This window comes from Leptolyngbya boryana PCC 6306, from assembly GCF_000353285.1.
Lineage (GTDB): Bacteria > Cyanobacteriota > Cyanobacteriia > Leptolyngbyales > Leptolyngbyaceae > Leptolyngbya > Leptolyngbya boryana.
Genome location: NZ_KB731324.1, coordinates 2,333,505 through 2,352,350, shown reverse-complemented (window position 1 = coordinate 2,352,350; position 18,846 = coordinate 2,333,505). Strand labels below are relative to the sequence as shown.

The window sequence follows — 18,846 nt, the reverse complement described above, 5'->3', positions numbered from 1 at the left end:
CCTGAGAATAGGCAAGGTCAGTGACGACTATGCAACGGGCGACAGCCAGATGACTTCTAACATATTGTCGCACTGACCTCGCTTCCTAGTCCTCAATGAACGAATCCTCAGGGACAGATTTTTATGTCTGCCATAATACTTTCGCCTGAAGACTGGGATTGAAACCAAGTTCATGATGACACATTCCTTCGGAGGTGGACTCAGATGACTGACATGCCTTATGTGGCTTTGATTGGTTTAGATTGGGCAGACCAAAAGCACGATGTGTGTTTGTATGATTGTGCGGCTCAAACTCAAGAACATTGCGTGATTGGCGCTCGACCAGAAGCGATTGAAGCCTGGGCAATGCAATTGCGGGTGCGCTATGGAGGACAACCGATTGCTGTTTGCCTGGAACAGAAACGAGGACCGTTGATCTATGCATTGTGTAAGTACGAGTTCCTTGTCCTCTATCCCGTCAATCCTCAAACCGTCTCTAAGTATCGTCAAGTCTTTACTCCGAGTCGTGCAAAGGATGATCCGACGGATGCAGCACTGCAGGTTGAACTTCTTCGGAAACACCGGGATAAACTGACGGTTTGGCAACCTGCCAGCCCAATGCTCAGAAAACTGCAAGCACTCGTCGAATGGCGACGCACGCTGATTGAAGATATTGGACGCACGACCAATCGTCTCGTCGATGTGCTCAAAGGATACTTTCCTCAAGCGATTGACTGTTTCGAGCATCGCGATACGATGGTGTTCTGTGACTTTCTCACACAATGGTCAACTTTGAGTGCGGTGCAGCAAGTCAGCGATGAACAGTTGCAGCAGTTTTTCTGTGAGCATCATTCTCGCTACAAAGACTGCAATGCTCGTCGAATTGAGTGTTTACGCAACGGTATTCCACTCACGCAAGATTCGGCGATCGTCGAATCGTCTCAACTCATGGTGCAAGCCTTGGTCAGCCAACTTCGTAGCTTGCTCACATCGGTGCGTCAGTTTGAAGCCCAAATAGATCGCGAATTCAATCAACTGCCTGATGCTGCGATCTTTGCGGCGCTCCCTCATGCTGGAACTAACCTCGCGCCACGATTGCTGCTGGCGTTTGGAGAAGATCGCACTCGTTATCAAACTGCCCAAGACTTGTTGCAGTATGCAGGCATTGCTCCGGTAACCGAACGCAGTGGGAAAAAGTGTTGGATACATTGGCGTTGGGGAGCACCGAGATTCTTACGCCAAACCTTCATTGAGTGGGCGAATGAATCGCGCAAAGCGTCCCTCTGGGCAAAGGCATTCTATCAAGCTCAGAAACAAGCTGGAAAGACGCATCAAGCTGCAATTCGAGCACTGGCGTTTAAGTGGATTCGGATTCTATTTCGTTGCTGGCAAGACCGAGTTCCGTATGATGAAGCCAAGTACCTCCTGGCATTGCACCAAAAAGGGTCACCCTTAGCACAGCAAATTCTTTCACAAGCATGAACGCGACATTTGTCATGGTGTGAATGTAGGAATGAAACTCAATGTAATTTAGATTTTCGATTCTAAACTTACTGAAGTTATCAGATTGAGAATCGATAGAATTGTGATGTCTAGAATGAATCTAACAATGATGGTAGAAGCACTTTTTCACATTCTTACTTGACTTAGAGAAGCTCAGGGAATATGTTATGTGTGAGTTGCCGAGTAACGTCATGTTAGCGACTCAGTTCTGTGAAGTGTTTGATGGCTTCTCGATCGGGTCGAATGATCTGACTCAGTTAACATTAGGACTCGATCGCGATTCTTCACTGGTTGCTCATTTGTTTGATGAACGTAATGAAGCGGTCAAGCAAATGGTCGGACTGGCGATCGCGAAAGTGAAACGCTGTGGACGTAAGATTGGCATCTGTGGACAGGCTCCCAGTGACTATCCAGAGTTCGCCAAATTCCTAGTTCAGCAGGGCATTGATTCGATTAGCTTGAATCCTGATTCTGTATTGAAGACGAGAATGGCGATCGCACAGGCAGAACAGTAACGAGGACCCATGAGGTTATATAGCAAAACGGAGCCTTGATCTTCAAGGCTCCTAGCATGAAAGAGAATTTAGATCTGGTTATGATTGTTGTGACATTGGGTCAGCAATATACTTAAACGTGGGTTCTGAATTCCAGGGACCACGCTGATCTTGACCATTTTGAGAGAGGTTGTAGTAAATATCCACGGTTTCATCCGGTTGAATATTACCAAACATCGGATCAGTCAGTTTGCCCATAGAATCCAATGCTTTCATGAACATTTGGGTGTGCGAAATTTCGCGAGTTAGCAAATGGACTAGCGTTTTCTCAGTTCCTTTGTCTGGAGCGAGTTTAATCAGCGCCTCATAAGTTTGTCGCGCTCCTGCTTCTGCGGCAATGTTAGCGCGTAAGTCACGGACAACATCACCGCCTTCGTTAATGTAGGCAGCCGTCCAAGCTGAGCCTTGGCTATCGAGGAAGTGAGGTCCCATCCCGCGCACAGCAAACAGAGAACTCTTGTAAGCTTCGGTTTGGTCTACATTCTTGGTATGGGATTCGATCAGTTTGCCCACCATTTCCAAGTGCCCAAACTCTTCGATCGCAATGTCCTGGAGCATATCTCGAATGCCAGGATTTTCGCAGTGAAAAGACTGTACCCAGTACTGTAGAGCAGCAGTCAACTCACCCGTGGCACCCCCGAATTGTTCTAATAGTAATTGAGCAAATTTTGGATTTGCGTCGTCAACATTGACAGTATGGATAGATTCTTTTTTGTGAAAAAACATTTTGTCCCCTTGTTCTAGCTTATGAAAATACTTTCTTAGAAGGCTTTATCGTTTGGTGAATGAAACACATCTAAGAGATTAGGTCAGGGTTTTAGGAAGTACCTTGACCTTTAGGAAGACTTCTGCCAAATGTTCTAAACTCTGCTCTTAGACGTTGCTGGATTTGTTAGAAATAGTTTTAAGCTGTGGCTCCGGGTACTAATTCTACTTTGACCCATCCTGGTTTACGTTGATCAAACGATTTATAAGCATCTAGCACCGAAGTCATCGGCTCGATTTGCGACAGAATTTGTGTGGGTGTTACCATTCCGCTTTGTACCATATCAATCAGTTGCGGAATGTATTTGCGGTGATTGCAATTTCCCATCTTGATCGTGAGATTTTTGTTCATTGCCATCCCGATTGGGAAAAACTTATGCGTCAGGGGGTACACCCCAATAATCGATAATGTTCCTGCTTTTGCTAGTGCTTGGACTGCCCATTCCAACGCTTGAGAAGGAGCATTTCCCGGATGCCAATTCCCATTCTGCGGATTGATTTGAGGCGCAATCTCATGGACTTGTTGCTGAAACTGCTGCATTTGTGCTTGAGCTTTTTGAGCAGCGGCACCTGAATGCGGCGCAACAGCATCGACACCGACAGCATCGATCGCTCGATCGACTCCCGCTCCTCCCGTTAAACTTTTCAGTGTTTCGACCGGATCTTCAACATTAAAGTCAATGATTTCGGCTCCGAGTGCCTTTGCCATTTGCAAACGAGAAGGAATCGTATCGATCGCAAAAATTCGTCCTGCACCCAAGAGTTGTGCGCTCTTAATAGCAAATTGTCCAACTGGCCCGCAGCCAAAGATTGCGACTGTATCTCCAGACGTGATTTCTGCTAGTTCTGCTCCGAAGTAAGCGGTTGGAAAAATATCTGAGAGTAGAATTGCTTCGTCGTCAGTCACACCTTGAGGCAGTTTGACGAGTCCGGTACTAGCATAGGGAATTCGCGCATACTCGGCTTGCAATCCATCGATTGGACCAGTGGGTTCGGGACCACCAAAGAATGCGGTTCCTGCCTCAGGTCCATTGGGATTGGCAACGTCGCATTGAGCATAGTAGCCCGATCGACAATATGAACAGTAGCCGCAAGCAATGGTAGATGGAATCACGACGCGATCGCCTTTGTTCAAATTCCGCACATTTGCGCCGACTTCTTCAACGATTCCTACGCCTTCATGTCCGAGGATTGTTCCTGGCTTCATGCCTGTAAACGTTCCGCGAATCATGTGGAGATCGGTTCCACAGATCGCACTGGCAGTTAGGCGCACGATCGCATCTAGGGGATCTTTTATCTTGGGTTCAGGGACATTATCTAACCGAATATCACCGACTCCGTGAAACACAACAGCTTTCATCACTAAGTTCCTCTATTGTCTGAACCGTGAAGTCGATGTCATTCGCCATTTGTTGGCAGGCTGAAAGCAGAGACAACACTTGGACGGATGATAGAGAGTCAGGATCCGAACTTCGTCTAACCAGAGGAAGAGCGATCGAGACAAAAGCTGTCGCTGAGAATTGTTTGTTCAGAATCTAATTTTGGCTATCCGCGATCGACTCGGCTCTCGATCGCGGTTTGCACGGCTTCCGGTACGTTGGTCAAAAAGTTATAGCCTGTTTTTGCTTCAAGCTGATCGACACTCACTCGAAAGTCTCGCCAAGTCTTATCTTTAATGCCTTGAATATTGGGAACATCGACTGCAATCACCCGCGTTTTATTCGTGACATTCGCCGCCCTTAACCCCGGCTTATCCAGAACGACAATTACTTTCCAAGTCGAAGCAGGAATCGAAATTTTTGCTGCCCCAATCGTGCCTTTTTCCCCAACTCCACCTGCAATGATATAAAGTTCTTTGCCCAGATTTGCCAATCGACGAGACTCGCTTTCTAAGCTCTCCCAAACATCACGATTGTTATCTGGCGTTTGGGGAACAATGTTGGTCATCAAGAAAGTTGCAGAATTCGTCGCGATATCTTTGGCGCGATCGGCAGAAGGCGCCATATGTCCACGATCGTATCCACTACCGTTGTAGTCGCTTGATTTCACTTGATACCAACCCTTGGGCAAAGTGGTATCGGCACGAAAATCATTGCTACGAGGAGCCGTACCTAACCAGCTTTTATTGAGCTGCCAACTCACCCAGTTGGGAATCCGTTTGGTGTTGTTGTATGACAGTGCATAGGGGCGCTGATTGTCGTCAATTAAATAATCATTGGCATTTTGAATGTCGCGAGTTGCTTTGCTCGGAATCCCCATCGTCAGATGAACATTGCCGACAACTGGAGGGAGAAAGGGTTGAGTTCCAGTCGGTTCCTTGGGGCGATTGATTAAAATAATGCCGCCTACAATTAAGGCAATGACCAGAGCCGCGATCGCGAAAATTTGCCAACGAGGTTTCAGCATACGAAAACTAATCTTTTGGACACCATTATGCAGTGGTTTTTGACTTCCATAGTACGCAAAGTGTTCAATCTTAACGCTAGAGTAGTGATGTGCCCGCTACTTCTAAGAAATAGAGAAATGTATTGCAATCATGTTACCGACTGAGTTATTAATTCATCGATTCAATGGAGAAGAAATTGCACCAAAACGGTTAGAGTTTGATGCGAAAGTTTTAGCGATCGCTGAAGATTTAATCACTTTATTTCAAGAAGCTCGGAACGGAACTAGAGGCGCACTCAATCGGCAACTGCAAGAGCTTGAAGGAGAAGAGACGGACTATCGAGTCAAGCGAGGATTAGCGCATTTACTCAATAGCTCATTTAGTACCTTTGAAACTGTGAGTCCCCTTGATCCGCCGATGTTACGAGAGCGGGTGTTTGCATTGTCCGCGCAAAGTGTTCCGAGTGCTCAGGCAACTCAGATGACGATCGAGAAGATTGCCAATGATTTGGGTCAAGAACTCGATCGCGAAGTCTTACCAGAACAAGTAAAAGCTGGATTGTATGCGGATTTACCAGAGAATCAAATTCTAACGAGCTTTGAAGCTCCAACCCCAGAAGCACTGCTCCATCGCTACAATTTATCGCAAGTGCAAGGTGTGTTTTATCGGGCAAGTCATCTGGTGATCAATGCTCACCGCAATGATCCGGGACAGTATAAGCTCTTGTTTCGGTACATGAAATTGTTTCAGTTGATGACGTATATCGAAGGCGATGCGGATCATGGATTTACGTTGACGATCGATGGTCCGACCAGTTTGTTTAAGCCTTCAACTCGGTATGGACTTGCGATCGCAAAGTTACTTCCTGCTTTACTGCATGTAACTCGCTGGAGCCTTGCAGCAGAATTGCAGATCAACGATAGCTATTCAGGTCAAAAGCGACAAGGGCGATTTGCTCTAGATTCTGAATGTGGATTGGTCAGCCACTATCCGCCTGGAAAGACCTACGATAGTCTACTAGAAGCAGGATTTGTCGATCGCTGGAATAAAGCGAAGACGGAATGGCGATTGGAACGAGAAGTTGATTTAATTCCGATTCCTGGCAGTGTGATGATTCCAGATTTTCGAGTCGTGCATCCAGATGGTCGATCGTTTCTAGTAGAAATTGTCGGATATTGGCGACCTGAATATTTGCGGAAAAAGTTTTCACAAGTTAGGCAATCAGGGCGGGATGATTTGATTTTGGCAGTTTCAGAGCGACTGAATTTAGAGAATGCAGGGGTGAAAATCTCAGATACACCTGCTCGAATTGTTTGGTTTAAGGATCAATTGCTCCCGAAGGCGATTTTACAAGTCTTAGAGAATGTTTGAACAGTATCGTTCATCGCATTCACCCGCCCTGGAATGGAATTCCGGGCTAGTTGAACAAAGTCCACTCAAGGGACTAACAGCCAGTTAGAACCGGGTCTTCAGTCCTTTTCAAAGGACTTCGCACCGTTAGCCCTGGAATTTCATTCCGGGGCGACATAGCACGGAGCGAGGAAACTGTTGATACGTTTCAAACAGCCTCTTAGAGGCAGAATTAAGATGAAAAGCTAGAACTCTTCGTCGATCGTATCTGAAATGAATACTGAGTTTTCAGTAGCTTCAGAACTGTGGCTGTTTCACAATTAATGATGCCAGGTTTTGCTCTTAACGCGGTTAGAAAGTCAAGCAATCCTTCATTCGTATCGTAAGTAACTTCTACAAATAGATCATAGCTTCCTGCGACAAACGCAACATAGCTCACTGAATCTTGCTCGACTAACTCAGAGGCGATCGCTTGTGCTCGCTCTAAATTAACCATTTTCAATTCAATCAGCGCAATGCTGCGGAATCCTAGCTTATTCGGGTTCAAGTAAGCCTGAATCGTAATTGCGCCAGAATTTGTCAAACGCTGAACCCGATTGCGGATCGTGGCTTCTGACACACCTAGCTGCTTCGCAATTTCCGTAAACGGCATCCGCCCATCTTTGTGCAGGAGTTGAACAATCTCAATGTCCAACTCATCTAAGTTGGACTGAGCGCCTTCGACTCCTTGAGATGCGGGTTCATCAGACATAGCACCAACTTTATCGCACGGAACCCGTAGTATACATCGGAATGTCTGCAACTCATTCGATAGAGTTAAATTCGATATTCGCAGTTATAGGCAGAATTTTGTAGCTAAAACAAATTTGAATAGCTTTGAGGCTCTAAATTCGCAATTATTTTGGCACATAAGTACGAATTTTGTTGCTTGAGACACATTTTTCTACTAGATATCCTCCTAACCTAGACAATGATTTTATCCCTATCGCTTGTTTGTCGTGCCTTTGAGTGACTACACAGTTCCATCTAAAACGATTGGAGAGTGACTAGAGTGATACAGCGTCGTCAACTGCTGAAATATGGTTTGCTGGCTGGAACAACAACAGCGATCGCAGCCTGTCAAAATCGAACGAACTCCTCATCATCAGACAAACCCAGTTCTCTCAAACCGATCAAAATTGCGATTTTGACCTGGGTTGGGTATGGTCCTTTCTTTGTTGCGAAAGACCAGAAACTCTTTGAAAAGTATGGACTCGATGCAGAAATTCTCAAAATTGAAGATGCAGCCCCCCGTCGCAGTGCCTTAGCTTCGCAAGAAGTGCAATTTTCGATTTCTACACTCGACTGGTTTGCGATCGAAGCGGCTCAGGGACTCCCTGCATCCTGCATTCTCAAATTAGATGATTCTTACGGCGCAGATGGCATTGTTTCGAGTAAAGAAATTGCGAAAGTTGCCGACTTGCGAGGACAATCGATCGCCGTTGAAAAAGGCTCTCCCTCTCATTTCTTTCTCCTATCTTTGATGAAAGAAGCTAAGTTATCGGCTCAAGATGTTCAAGCCATATACATGCCAACCGCAGGCGATGCGGCAAGCGCATTCAGCGCAGGGCGTGCCAAAGCTGCTGTAACCTGGGAGCCATATCTATCCACTTCTGCAAAACAAGCCCCGAATGCTCATATCCTGACCACTAGCCGAGAAAAACCAGGACTTTTACTCGACTTGTTGATTGTTCATCAGGAATATGCCAAAACAAATCCAGATGCCGTGAGCGGGGTAATTAAAGCCTGGTTTGATGCAGTTGAATACTGGAAAGCGAACCCAACTCAAGCAAATGCTGTGATTGCGAAAGGTTTAGGTGTGTCTGAGCAAGAAGTCAGCGAAATGGTCAAAGGGTGTAAGTACGCAGATCTCCAAGAGAACGCCACTTATTTTGGCTTAAAGGGAAATGGGACTGCTCCATTCTTTGAAAGCTTTCCGAAAGCACAACAAGTTTGGATAGAAGCAGGATTGATGACGAAGACTGTTAAAGCTGATTCGGTCGTCAATACCTCTTTTCTGAAAGGGATTCAAGCTTAGATCGATCAATAAGGAGTTGCATTTATGACCGTCTGTTCCCATCCGCAAAAGCTTGTTGAACTCCAACAGAAGATCTTAGAAGCTGCGAGTAGACCTTTAGAAACTGCGATCGCACTACCCGCAGAAACTTACACTGATCCAGACTTCTACCAATGGGAAGTTCAACACATTTTCAAACGACAATGGCTCTGTGTCGGGCATTGCTCACAAGTGCCTCAGCCCGGCGATTATATTAACCTTGATCTAATCGATGAACCTCTTGTAATTGTCCGAGGCAAAGATAATCAGATTCGAGTGCTGTCGCGAGTCTGTGCTCATCGCGGGATGGACATGATGCCAGAAGGATTTGGACATGCAGCACAAGGCAATCGTCGGAGCTTTCTCTGCCCGTATCATCATTGGGTGTATGGATTAGACGGAACGCTCGTCGGCGCGCCAGAAATGCACCAGAGTCAGCAGTTTGAGCCGGACAAAGTTTGTTTACCCAAGTTTCGATCTGAGATCTGGCACGGCTTTATTTTTATCACCTTCGACCCTGAGATTGAATCGGTTAGCACTCACTATGCTGCACTCTCTCCCTATCTAGAACGGTGGAACATTGCAGAAATGCAGATGGTTGCGAACCTAGAGTGGAATTGCCAATTTAATTGGAAGGTCTTAGTTGAGAATTTTATGGAACCCTATCATCATTTAGGGACTCACGCTAAAACCTTTGAACCGATGCTGCCTGCGGCAAAGACATGGACAGAGCCAGAAGTCTTAAACGGAGTTGTCTGTCATTTACCGTTAGCAAAATCGATCGTAGAACGGATTAACGCAGGGCAGTCTCCGACAGTGTTTCAAACGCCAGTGAATCTGCTGCCTCAAGATCATTATGAATATGCAGTCTATCTTGGGAATCCGAATTTCTTATTGTTTACAGGACCCGATCGCGTTTATTGGTACTTGCTACTGCCGACGAGCGCAGGTGAAATGACGCTGCATACAACATTGTTAGTGACTTCTGAAAGCAAGGATATGCCAGAGTTTCCGCAGATTCTCGAACGAGAGATTGCTGGACTCAAAGAGTTTCACTTAGAAGATGTTGAGGTTTGTACTGCGGTACAGCGAGGATTGCGATCGTCGGTTTATTCACCCGGAGCGTTGGGACATTTAGAAATGCCGATTTGGTTATTTCAAAAATATCTAGCCCAGCAAATTCAAGGCGCCAATTCACAATGAAACTATTGATGCTACGTTCAGTCTGGTCAGGTTCATCCGATCTCGATGAACTGATCGAGCAGACGCTTCAGGGCGGATTCGATGGGCTAGAAGGCCCGATTCCAAACGAAATCGAACACCGCCACAAGCTACGTCAAAAATTAGCTGAACATCAACTAGTCTACATTGCTGAAGCGACGACGGGGGTGAATCCCGATACACCTGAAGATTGGTGGATTCCTCAGCGCGATCGCACAATTCAAGATCATCTCAATGATTTACGCTGGACTGTCGAACATGCGATCGACATGGGAGCGATGTTTGTTTCGACCATGTGTGGGTATGATGCTTGGTCATGGCAGCAGAATGTGGACTTTTTTGGACAAGCGCTTGAACTAGAGCAAACGTCAGGAGTAACAATTAGCTTTGAGACGCATCGAAGTCGATCGCTGTTTAATCCTTGGATTACGCGAGATTTACTCGCACAATTTCCAGAGATGAAATTGACGTGTGATTTTAGCCATTGGTGCGTCGTCTGTGAACGGTTACTCGATAGTGAATGGGCAATTCTAGAGCAGTGCGCTCAGCGAGCGATGCATATTCATTGTCGAGTCGGCTATGCTCAACATGCTCAAGTTCCTGATCCGCGAGCGCCCGAATATACGGCAGCTTTGGCGGCGCATGAACGCTGGTGGGATCTCATTTGGAAGGCGCAAAGGCAACGAGGATTCTCTCAAGTCACAATGAATCCAGAGTTTCTATGGGATGGCTATATGCAGACCTTGCCGTTTACGAAAATGCCGATCGCGGATGTGTGGGATGTGACCTGCTGGATGGCAGAACGCCAGCGGCGACAGTTTATGCAATCCGGATTTGGAGAAGCTGCACTCATCAACAAAAAGCTCAGCTAGTGCTTTTAAACTAGCTGAGCTTCAAGACAATTGAAATAGCAAACCAATTAGATATCGAGGTCTGCTAAATTCATCTTCGAGCCATAAGTCTCGATGAATTCGCGACGGGGGGCAACGCGATCGCCCATCAACACCGTAAAGACGCGATCGGCTTCTGCTGCATCTTCGATTTCAACTCGTTTGAGTGTCCGAGTTTCAGGATTCATCGTTGTATCCCATAGCTGCTGTGGCATCATTTCACCCAACCCTTTGAAGCGCTGAATGTTATAGCTCGCATTGTCTGGGAAGGTTGCTAAGCGTTCTTGCAGTTCTCGCTCACTGTAGCAATAGTAGTGATTGCGTCCACGTTCGACTTTGAACAATGGAGGACAAGCAATATACACATAGCCTTGATCGACCATCATGCGCTGATAGCGATAGAAGAAGGTCAGTAGCAAGGTGCGGATGTGCGCTCCATCTACGTCTGCGTCCGTCATGATGATGATGCGGTGGTAGCGAAGCTGAGACACATCGAATTCTTCGCCTTTGATACCCAAGCCCAATGCAGTAATTAAAGCTTGAATTTCAGTGTTCTTGTAGATCTTCGAGTCATCGGTTTTCTCGATGTTGAGAATCTTACCGCGCAACGGCAGAATCGCTTGGAATCGGCGATCGCGTCCTTGTTTTGCAGAACCGCCCGCAGAATCCCCTTCCACAATGTAAATCTCGGATTCGCTTGGATCGCGAGATGCACAGTCTGCGAGTTTTCCAGGCAGTGTAGAAGATTCGAGAACCGACTTGCGGCGCACCATTTCTCGTGCATGTCGAGCCGCTTCTGCTGCTTTGAACGCCTGAACTGCTTTCTCAATAATCGCATCCGAAACGTTCGGACGGAATTCTAGATACTCAGTCAGCACTTCACCGACCAGCGAATCAACAATCCCACGAACTTCGGTATTGCCTAATTTCGTCTTGGTTTGACCTTCAAACTCAGGATCAGGAACCTTCACCGAAATCACAGCCGTTAAGCCTTCTCGGATGTTTTCCCCGGCAAGATTCGATTCGTTTTCTTTAATCTTGTTCCGCTTGCGCGCGATCGTATTCAGGGTGCGAGTCAGAACTGCTTTCAAGCCTTCTAAATGCGTTCCACCATCGACGGTACGAATGTTATTCGCAAAGCCAATAATATTGTCGTTGTAGGCATCGGAACACCATTGCAGCGCCACTTCAACTTGAATGCCGTTGCGTTCCCCACTAACAAAGATGACTTCTTCATGCAGCGGTTGCTTTTCGCGGTTCATGTAAGAGATGTACTCACGAATTCCGCCTTCGTAGAAGTAGACATCTTCTCGTTCAGAGCCTTCTCGGTGATCGGCGAATTTGATCCGAACCCCACCGTTAAGATAAGCAAGCTCCCGCAATCGTCCAGAGAGGGTAGTGTAGTCGAACTTCGTGGTTTCCGTGAAGATCGAAGCATCGGGCAGAAAGGTGACGGATGTTCCGGTTCTCGCTTGAGGATAAGGCTCGACTTGCAATTCCCCCATCGCAATTCCCCGCTCAAATCGTTGCAGGTGAACTTTCTTCTCGCGCCAGACGGTGACTTCGACCCATTCGGAGAGTGCGTTGACAACTGAAATCCCAACCCCATGCAGACCGCCAGAGACTTTGTATCCACCGCCGCCAAACTTACCGCCAGCGTGTAGAATCGTCATCACGGTTTCCAGTGCTGACTTCCCGGTTTTAGGATGAATTCCAGTGGGAATGCCGCGTCCGTCATCGGTTACGGTGACAGAACCATCGGCGTTAATTGAAATATCGATCGCTTTACAGTAGCCCGCAAGTGCTTCATCGACGGAGTTATCGACAACCTCGTAAACAAGATGGTGCAGTCCGCGAGGTCCAGTACTGCCGATATACATGCCGGGGCGTTTTCTTACGGCTTCAAGACCTTCAAGGACTTGAATCTGCTGCGCATCGTAGTTTGTCGTCATAGGAAGCGTTCTTTTAGGGCAATAAGGAGCGAAATCAGTAAGAGAGAGACAAATTTCACCAAAATTATAGCACAAATGGCTTATGAGCGGTTTTAGGACAGTCTCTGATGAATTTTGAAAGTAGGATGGATCGGTCTATTTTGGCTTATAAATCGCAAAACGATCAAAAAAGATTAAGCAATACACCTGTACTTATTATAATCGCTGGCGCGACGGCAAGTGGCAAATCAGGTTTAGCGATCGAGCTTGCAAAACGCTCGCAGTCTATCATCTTGAGTGCCGATTCGCGCCAAGTGTATCGAGAGTTTACCATCGGAACGGCAAAACCGACTCAGCGAGAGTTAAATCAAGTGCCGCATTTTTTGATTGATATTTGCGAGCCGACGGAGACGTTGACGGTGGCGGATTATCAGGAGCGGGCGAATGGGTTGATTGAGAAAGTGGGGAGTAGATCCACTCCCCACCTTTTCCTGGTTGGTGGAACTGGACTCTACATTAAAGCGATCGCGCGTGGGATGAAAATTCCGCGAGTTGCGCCTCAGTTGGAATTGCGATCGCAGTTGGAAACACTCGGGCAGAAGACGCTTTATGCAATGCTGCAACAAGTAGACTCGGCTGCGGCAGAGCGGATTCATGCAAATGATCAGGTGCGGACGTTGAGAGCGTTGGAAGTTTTTTATGTGACGGGTCGTCCGATTTCTGAACAGCAAGGGGAGAATCCGCCGAATTATCCGATTTTGCAGATTGGATTGGAGTCGGATCAGTTGGAGCAGCGGATTGCGAAACGGGCAGGACAAATGATTGAAATGGGATTTGTCGAAGAAGTAGAACGACTGTGCCAGAAGTATGGCGAGGATCTGCCGCTGTTGAATACGTTGGGTTATGCAGAGATGCGGCAGTACTTGAGAGGAGAGATCTCTCTGCAAGAGGCGGAGCGGTTGACGGTGCTGCACACGCGGCAGTTTGCAAAACGGCAAAGAACTTGGTTCCGAGCTGTCCCGGAACTGGAATGGTTTGATGCGGATGCAGGAAATTTAGTCGATCGAGTTTGGGATCGGATTCAGGTGTTTTTAGCAGAAGCGCGATCGCTGCCTGGATGAGGACTAAGAGGATGTTTAAAAGGTATTGTTCATCGCCTTCACCCGCCCGTGATTGAAAATCCGGGCTAGTTGAACAAAGTCCACTCAAGGGACTAAAAGCTAATAAGAATGGGGTCTTCAGTCCTTTTCAAAGGACTTCGCACGGTTAGCCCCGAATTCATTCCGGGGCGAGCTAGAACGGAGCGAGCAACTGTTGATACATTTCAAAGACCCTCTAAAAGCAAAGAATTTCGCGATCGTAGTTCTCTGGCAAGGGTTCTGTTTCCCAGACTAAAGTATCGCCAGGGCTAAGCCGCACTTCTAGATAAAGACACTCGATCGCATTCATGGCGACATCTTCGTTATTTTCAAACGGCATCAAATCTTCTAGAAGCAATCGCAGCTTAAAGCCACCTGGAATTAATGCTCCAGAAGTACTTTGTAGCTCAAAGCGCCAGACATCATCGCTCTTTTGAAACACTCTCAACTCATAAGGTTTTCCAGCGATCGACAAATGGCGTAACAATGCCTTTTGTGAGCTAATCTCAGACCCACGCGCCCAAGCCAGATTTGACTGCATCTCTGTTGCTCCCCAGCCGAATTGTTCTGCTAGCGTGGAAATGCCGCTCTGAAGCCATTGTTGTACTGACCATTGTTCGGGTAGACCTAAGCGTCGTTGATACAGACGTTGCCGCCAACCGCCATGCTCCAGTAATGCGCCCCACTGCTGAAAGGGTATCGCTAAACGCGGCACAACCACATCCGTAGTTCCCAACCGAGCAAGTAGATTTTCAGCTTGCTGAAGGGAAAGCGCAGGTAAAGGCGCAAGCTGCGATCGCAAAACTTCATCCGGACAAAGCCGTCGCGTAATCCACAGCACATTCGTATCAGGAATCAGATCGGCTTCATTGAGCGAATATGTTCGATCAAGAGGATCATACTGAGCGCGCTGCTTGAGCATTTGATGGGTGGTGTATCCCAAAACCTGAATTTCATCGTCTTCTAAATTGACGGCAACCGATAGATAATAATCCCCTGCCCAACTGGGAAGATCCACCCACTCTTGGGGCACTCGCAGTTCACGATCGTCGATCGCAGCAGTTGGAATCACCACTAAACGCTGATTCTCAAACTCGATCGCTCCGCCGTTCACCACTTCCCAAAAACTAGAAAGCGCGGCTGAATTTGCCCAAATTCGCGCATTCGGCGCAAAACTTTGTACCCAGGGCAAGAGCGTTTTGAGACTCGCTTGATTGAGTGCCGCTTGCCAATGAATTCCATCCGTCGTAAATGCTTGTTGCTGCCAAACCTGGGACAACGCATCGCTCGGAATTTCTAATTGAAGTTGCGGGGTGTCAGCGATCATAATGGGTGATGTACCAGGATAAGACATAGGACTTGCCTCAGAACGCGCTAAATATCGCTCGATATTTAGGAGGGCAGGTCTGGATGACTGTAGTGCAGTTTCAGCCATTCCTCCAAAATCGTACTCATATTAGACACTACGTTCGAGTTGAGAGTTTGATGCAGGGTTGTCTGACTCCATTCTGCAAGAATTTGTAACAGGCTTTGTTTGAGATTGGTTAATCGTCGCGAAACTGTGTATTGTTTTGTGTCTAATTCTTTCGCAATTTCTTGCTGCGTCATGCCTTTCCCATAGTACATTTGCAGCAAGCGTTGCGCGGGTAAATCCAGTTTGACGAGGGCTTTCAAAAGGGTCGCATTCAACTGCGATCGCGTTTGTTTCCGCTGATCTTCCTCTTCTGCTTCAATAATTTGGCTGAGATTTGACTCCTGAAAGGTCGATTCAAAATTGTCTAACATTTCCGTATTCTCGGCTCCCGGCTGCGGCGTGTCTGCCGAAATCAAAGACGGGTAGAGATACGATCTCGCTGCCTTGCCGCAAGTGGTCAGCCATTGCTCTAATAAAGCTGGATTGCAAGGTTGGGCAGTTGCGCCTAACGTGGCAACGCGATCGCGATTATAAAGATCGACGATCGCTTGCAGGGTCGAAAGGTCAGGTTTTGCTAATTTTCGTAAGCCTTTGCCTTGAGCAGGTGCGTAGATGATTTTGAAACATTGCCAAGCGAAGACTCGCTCTGCGATCGCAGAAGCATCTAGCCCAAAATTCTGCAACGACTCGACAAATCGTTTGTGACTTAACTTGTGCATCAGTGCCCAATCTGTACAGATATCGACTTCTTGGCGCAGGCGCAATGTATCTTTAATCACATTGCTAAACGCTAGACTTGCGTAGCGTTTCAGACCTGAACTGTGTTGAGGATTGAACCCTTGCAGGACACGGTGAATTTTGACGATCGCGATTTGAAAGAAATCCGCAAGCGACTGACTGCTGCCGATATTCAATGCCAGCTTTCGAGCTGACCAAAAGCAGACTTCTTGCAAATAAGCAGATAAATGAGCGACTGCGAGAGGATGACTGTCGGCTTGCCAGAGCCGATGCCAATACAGCGACCAAACCATTTCGGAAAGGTCTTGTTCATCGGATTCTTCAAGACAGCGTTGCATACTCCGACGCAGGCGAGCATCTGAAACCCATCGAGTCGCTGAATCGCTCTCAAACTGTAGAAACGTGGAAAAGATTTCAAGAATACTTTGTCGCGATCGCATGAGTTCAGATTGAGCGAGAGCTAGTCTTCAAACTATATCCATTTTCTAGAAAAAGCACCAGAACTGCATATTCTTCTTCACCCCGTCGTAAGAATGACTAGAAGCAATTTTTGGAGGTGGGTGATGAATGATTGGCGATCGCTCAAGGTGAGCCAGGAGCAGGAGAAGAGCTTGCGGTCGGTGAAGCATCAGGTGTTGATGCAGGAGATTCTGACGCAGGCGAAGCAGTGGGCGAAGCAGGAGCAGGTGAAGCAGCTTGAGGCGCTGCTGGCTGTCCATCTGTAAACAGTCGAACGGGTTTTTGGGCGAGTAAAGCTGCACCTTCAGCGCGATCTGCCGGAAAAATTGCACGCACACGATCGACGACCGAAATCATATATTTGTAGTCCGGAACAGTTCCCGTCGGAACAAATCCTGCTTCCTGGGCAACGACTGAAGGCGTATCTCCCAGAACTTTGCGAATCGATTCTAGCAGTGTGCGATCGACACTCGGACTAACTAGCACGACTCCCGCTGGAACTTTGTGCGGGTCGTTGTACAAAATGCGAAACTCTGCTGAGCTAAGTTGCGATTTGTAAAGATTGAATTCTTCGAGGGACAGCGCTCCCGCATCTGCTGTTCCTTGTGCGATCGCTTCTAAGACTGCTTTGGGAGTGGATGTCACCAGAAGCTCTTTGAGTGTCAAACCATAGAGATTAAAAATGGGAAAGTAATAGCCTGTCGCTGATCCAGGTTGTCCGATTGCTAACCTTTTACCTGATAAGGCTTGCAAGTCTGAAATAGGACTCTCTTTGGGAACGACCAGAACCGAGCGCAGATTGTTCACCCCGACTAAGGGAAACAGCGGCGTGTATTGATATTGCGACATCGCGATCGCGGCAAGTCCAGGAGGTGCAAACACGATTGACCAAGCTTGTGCTTTGATGCGCTCTAAGGCTTTGCGTTCATTAAAAGCAGGCTCAAATTGGATGACCGCTTGCAGTTTCTCAGCCAGATATTGTTTAAAGCGATCGTACTGATTGCCAGAATTGGCGGCTCCGTAGCTAACCGTTCCAATGGTGAGTTGAATTGCTTGAACTGAACGTGAACCGATGCCACATCCCGATAGAAATAACAGAATTAGAAATGAGCGCCGGGAGGTTCTGCTATCCATTGCTGAATGAATTTATGAATGCTAGTTATTGTTTCATACTGCCGGATGCTCGTCTTGTTTTGCTCGGAATACTACCTAACGTTTTGTGAACCGTAACTGTTTGTAGCGCTTTGATAGGAAAAGACCCAAAATTCGCTACTTTTAAGAAGAGCATACAGATTGATTCGATCTCCTTTTCCCTGCCTGAATGAGCATCTATTTGTTGATGTTTCTTGATCCCCGCGAGGTTGTCTGAGTCATGATTTTAAAGAAACTAAAGCTTGGCGCTAAATTTAATGTCTTGTTAGCAGCCGCATTTTTAATTGGATTGCTGTTGAGTAGTTTGGCACTATCGCAGGTGCTCGAAAATCGAGCTAGGGGAGAAGTGACGACGAAAGCTTTGATTCTGATTCAATCCATGAACTCAGTGCGCGATTATACGAGTACTAAGATTCAGCCGTTGCTCAAATCGCGTTTAGAGACAGAGCCGACTTTTATTGCTGAAACGGTTCCTGCTTACTCTGCAAACGAAGTCTTTCAGCGGTTTCGTGAAAATAACGAGTACAAAGATTTCTTTTACAAAGAAGCCACTTTGAATCCAACTAACCCGCGAGATAAGGCAGATGTATTTGAGGCTTCTTTAGTCGAGCGGTTTCAAAAAGAACCTAACACTAAGGAAATCTCTGGGTTTCGCGATTTACCGGGTGGGCAGGTTTACTATATTGCTCGTCCGTTAAGTGTGAGTAAGCAAAGCTGTTTGGAGTGCCATTCGACCCCCGATAAAGCACCGAAAAGTCAAATTGCAACCTATGGCGATGCGGGTGGATTTGGTTGGAATCTCAATGAGATTGTTGCAACTCAGATTATTGCTGTACCAGCAGGTGAAGTGATTAATAACGCTTGGCGATCGCTCTTAACCGTGATGGCAATTTTAACGGCAGTCTTCATTGCGCTCGCGCTGTTAATTAACACCTTGCTCAGACGATCGGTGATTCGTCCGATTCGTCGGATCTCGAATGCTGCGGAAGCAGTCAGTATGGGGCAAATGGATATGGAGTTTGAGCAAGATACTCAAGATGAGATTGGCGCGTTGGCCGCAGCTTTTAATCGGATGAAGTCGAGCCTGGAGATTTCAATGAACTTGCTGAACAAGCGCAAGTAAAGGATTTACGATTCAATAAAATCCTGTTGTTTATCGCGTTCACCCGTTCCTGTAGAAGTCAGGGCGGGTGAACGCGTATCAGCGAAAACTTTTCATTCACCCGCTCAGATGCGCTTCGCGAACCGCTCAAAATTGAGGATTTTTCGC

At 47.0% G+C, this 18,846-nt stretch carries 15 protein-coding genes and 1 pseudogene; 8 read left to right on the top strand and 8 right to left on the bottom strand.

Translation table 11 applies throughout. The features are described 5' to 3' along the window. Window positions 1-204: 204 nt before the first annotated feature. Both LEPBO_RS0111830 and LEPBO_RS0111825 read left to right on the top strand, forming a co-directional pair. The gene (locus LEPBO_RS0111830) at window positions 205-1,461 is read left to right on the top strand and encodes an IS110 family RNA-guided transposase (protein WP_036044552.1); all 1,257 of its coding nucleotides are present in this window, start codon (window positions 205-207) and stop codon (window positions 1,459-1,461) included. Window positions 1,462-1,646: 185 nt separating this feature from the next. Then, window positions 1,647-1,997 (top strand): annotated as a pseudogene (locus LEPBO_RS0111825) (putative PEP-binding protein); the annotation flags it as partial. Between the two features lie 78 nt (window positions 1,998-2,075). Here LEPBO_RS0111825 and LEPBO_RS0111820 read toward each other — a convergent pair. The 3 genes from LEPBO_RS0111820 to LEPBO_RS0111810 all read right to left on the bottom strand — a co-directional run bounded on the left by LEPBO_RS0111820 (window position 2,076) and on the right by LEPBO_RS0111810 (window position 5,207). Then, window positions 2,076-2,762 (bottom strand): manganese catalase family protein, encoded by a 687-nt coding sequence (locus tag LEPBO_RS0111820; protein WP_017287778.1) that lies wholly within the window; start codon window positions 2,760-2,762, stop codon window positions 2,076-2,078. Between the two features lie 178 nt (window positions 2,763-2,940). Beyond that, entirely contained in the window at window positions 2,941-4,161 is a 1,221-nt protein-coding gene (locus LEPBO_RS0111815; protein ID WP_017287777.1) for a zinc-dependent alcohol dehydrogenase, read from the bottom strand. Window positions 4,162-4,346: 185 nt separating this feature from the next. Next, window positions 4,347-5,207, bottom strand: a complete 861-nt coding sequence (locus LEPBO_RS0111810; RefSeq protein ID WP_017287776.1) for a DNA/RNA non-specific endonuclease — start codon at window positions 5,205-5,207, stop codon at window positions 4,347-4,349. Window positions 5,208-5,337: 130 nt separating this feature from the next. Here LEPBO_RS0111810 and LEPBO_RS0111805 point away from each other — a divergent pair, with 130 nt between their 5' ends. After that, window positions 5,338-6,558, top strand: coding sequence for a DUF790 family protein (locus LEPBO_RS0111805; RefSeq protein WP_017287775.1), 1,221 nt, complete (start codon window positions 5,338-5,340; stop codon window positions 6,556-6,558). 211 nt (window positions 6,559-6,769) lie between these two features. Here LEPBO_RS0111805 and LEPBO_RS36875 read toward each other — a convergent pair whose 3' ends face one another. Further along, window positions 6,770-7,288, bottom strand: a complete 519-nt coding sequence (locus LEPBO_RS36875) for an Lrp/AsnC family transcriptional regulator (protein ID WP_017287774.1) — start codon at window positions 7,286-7,288, stop codon at window positions 6,770-6,772. Between the two features lie 300 nt (window positions 7,289-7,588). Between LEPBO_RS36875 and LEPBO_RS36870 the strand changes: the two genes are divergently transcribed. From LEPBO_RS36870 to LEPBO_RS0111785, 3 genes are read left to right on the top strand one after another with little or no spacing between them, the layout of a single operon-like run. Next, window positions 7,589-8,614: an ABC transporter substrate-binding protein gene (locus tag LEPBO_RS36870; RefSeq protein WP_017287773.1), complete on the top strand. Its 1,026-nt coding sequence runs from the start codon at window positions 7,589-7,591 to the stop codon at window positions 8,612-8,614. Window positions 8,615-8,638: 24 nt separating this feature from the next. Then, window positions 8,639-9,835, top strand: a complete 1,197-nt coding sequence (locus tag LEPBO_RS0111790) for an aromatic ring-hydroxylating oxygenase subunit alpha (RefSeq protein WP_017287772.1) — start codon at window positions 8,639-8,641, stop codon at window positions 9,833-9,835. 8 nt (window positions 9,836-9,843) lie between these two features. After that, window positions 9,844-10,725: a sugar phosphate isomerase/epimerase family protein gene (locus tag LEPBO_RS0111785; RefSeq protein ID WP_225885699.1), complete on the top strand. Its 882-nt coding sequence runs from the start codon at window positions 9,844-9,846 to the stop codon at window positions 10,723-10,725. Window positions 10,726-10,772: 47 nt separating this feature from the next. On the opposite strand, the gene gyrB is transcribed toward LEPBO_RS0111785, so the two are convergent. Then, entirely contained in the window at window positions 10,773-12,695 is a 1,923-nt protein-coding gene (gene gyrB, locus LEPBO_RS0111780) for a DNA topoisomerase (ATP-hydrolyzing) subunit B (protein WP_017287770.1), read from the bottom strand. A 125-nt stretch (window positions 12,696-12,820) separates the two neighbouring features. Between gyrB and miaA the strand changes: the two genes are divergently transcribed. Further along, window positions 12,821-13,795, top strand: a complete 975-nt coding sequence (gene miaA / locus LEPBO_RS0111775) for a tRNA (adenosine(37)-N6)-dimethylallyltransferase MiaA (RefSeq protein WP_017287769.1) — start codon at window positions 12,821-12,823, stop codon at window positions 13,793-13,795. A 214-nt stretch (window positions 13,796-14,009) separates the two neighbouring features. Here miaA and LEPBO_RS0111770 read toward each other — a convergent pair whose 3' ends face one another. The 3 genes from LEPBO_RS0111770 to LEPBO_RS0111760 form a co-directional block, all read right to left on the bottom strand. Then, a complete protein-coding gene (locus LEPBO_RS0111770) occupies window positions 14,010-15,167 on the bottom strand; it encodes a DUF1822 family protein (RefSeq protein WP_144056189.1) in 1,158 nt (385 codons plus the stop codon). 38 nt (window positions 15,168-15,205) lie between these two features. Beyond that, the gene (locus LEPBO_RS0111765) at window positions 15,206-16,405 is read right to left on the bottom strand and encodes a sigma-70 family RNA polymerase sigma factor (protein ID WP_017287767.1); all 1,200 of its coding nucleotides are present in this window, start codon (window positions 16,403-16,405) and stop codon (window positions 15,206-15,208) included. 142 nt (window positions 16,406-16,547) lie between these two features. Continuing rightward, entirely contained in the window at window positions 16,548-17,558 is a 1,011-nt protein-coding gene (locus LEPBO_RS0111760; RefSeq protein ID WP_017287766.1) for a phosphate/phosphite/phosphonate ABC transporter substrate-binding protein, read from the bottom strand. Between the two features lie 238 nt (window positions 17,559-17,796). Between LEPBO_RS0111760 and LEPBO_RS0111755 the strand changes: the two genes are divergently transcribed. Next, window positions 17,797-18,699 (top strand): c-type heme family protein, encoded by a 903-nt coding sequence (locus LEPBO_RS0111755; RefSeq protein WP_017287765.1) that lies wholly within the window; start codon window positions 17,797-17,799, stop codon window positions 18,697-18,699. The last annotated feature ends 147 nt before the right edge of the window (window positions 18,700-18,846 follow it).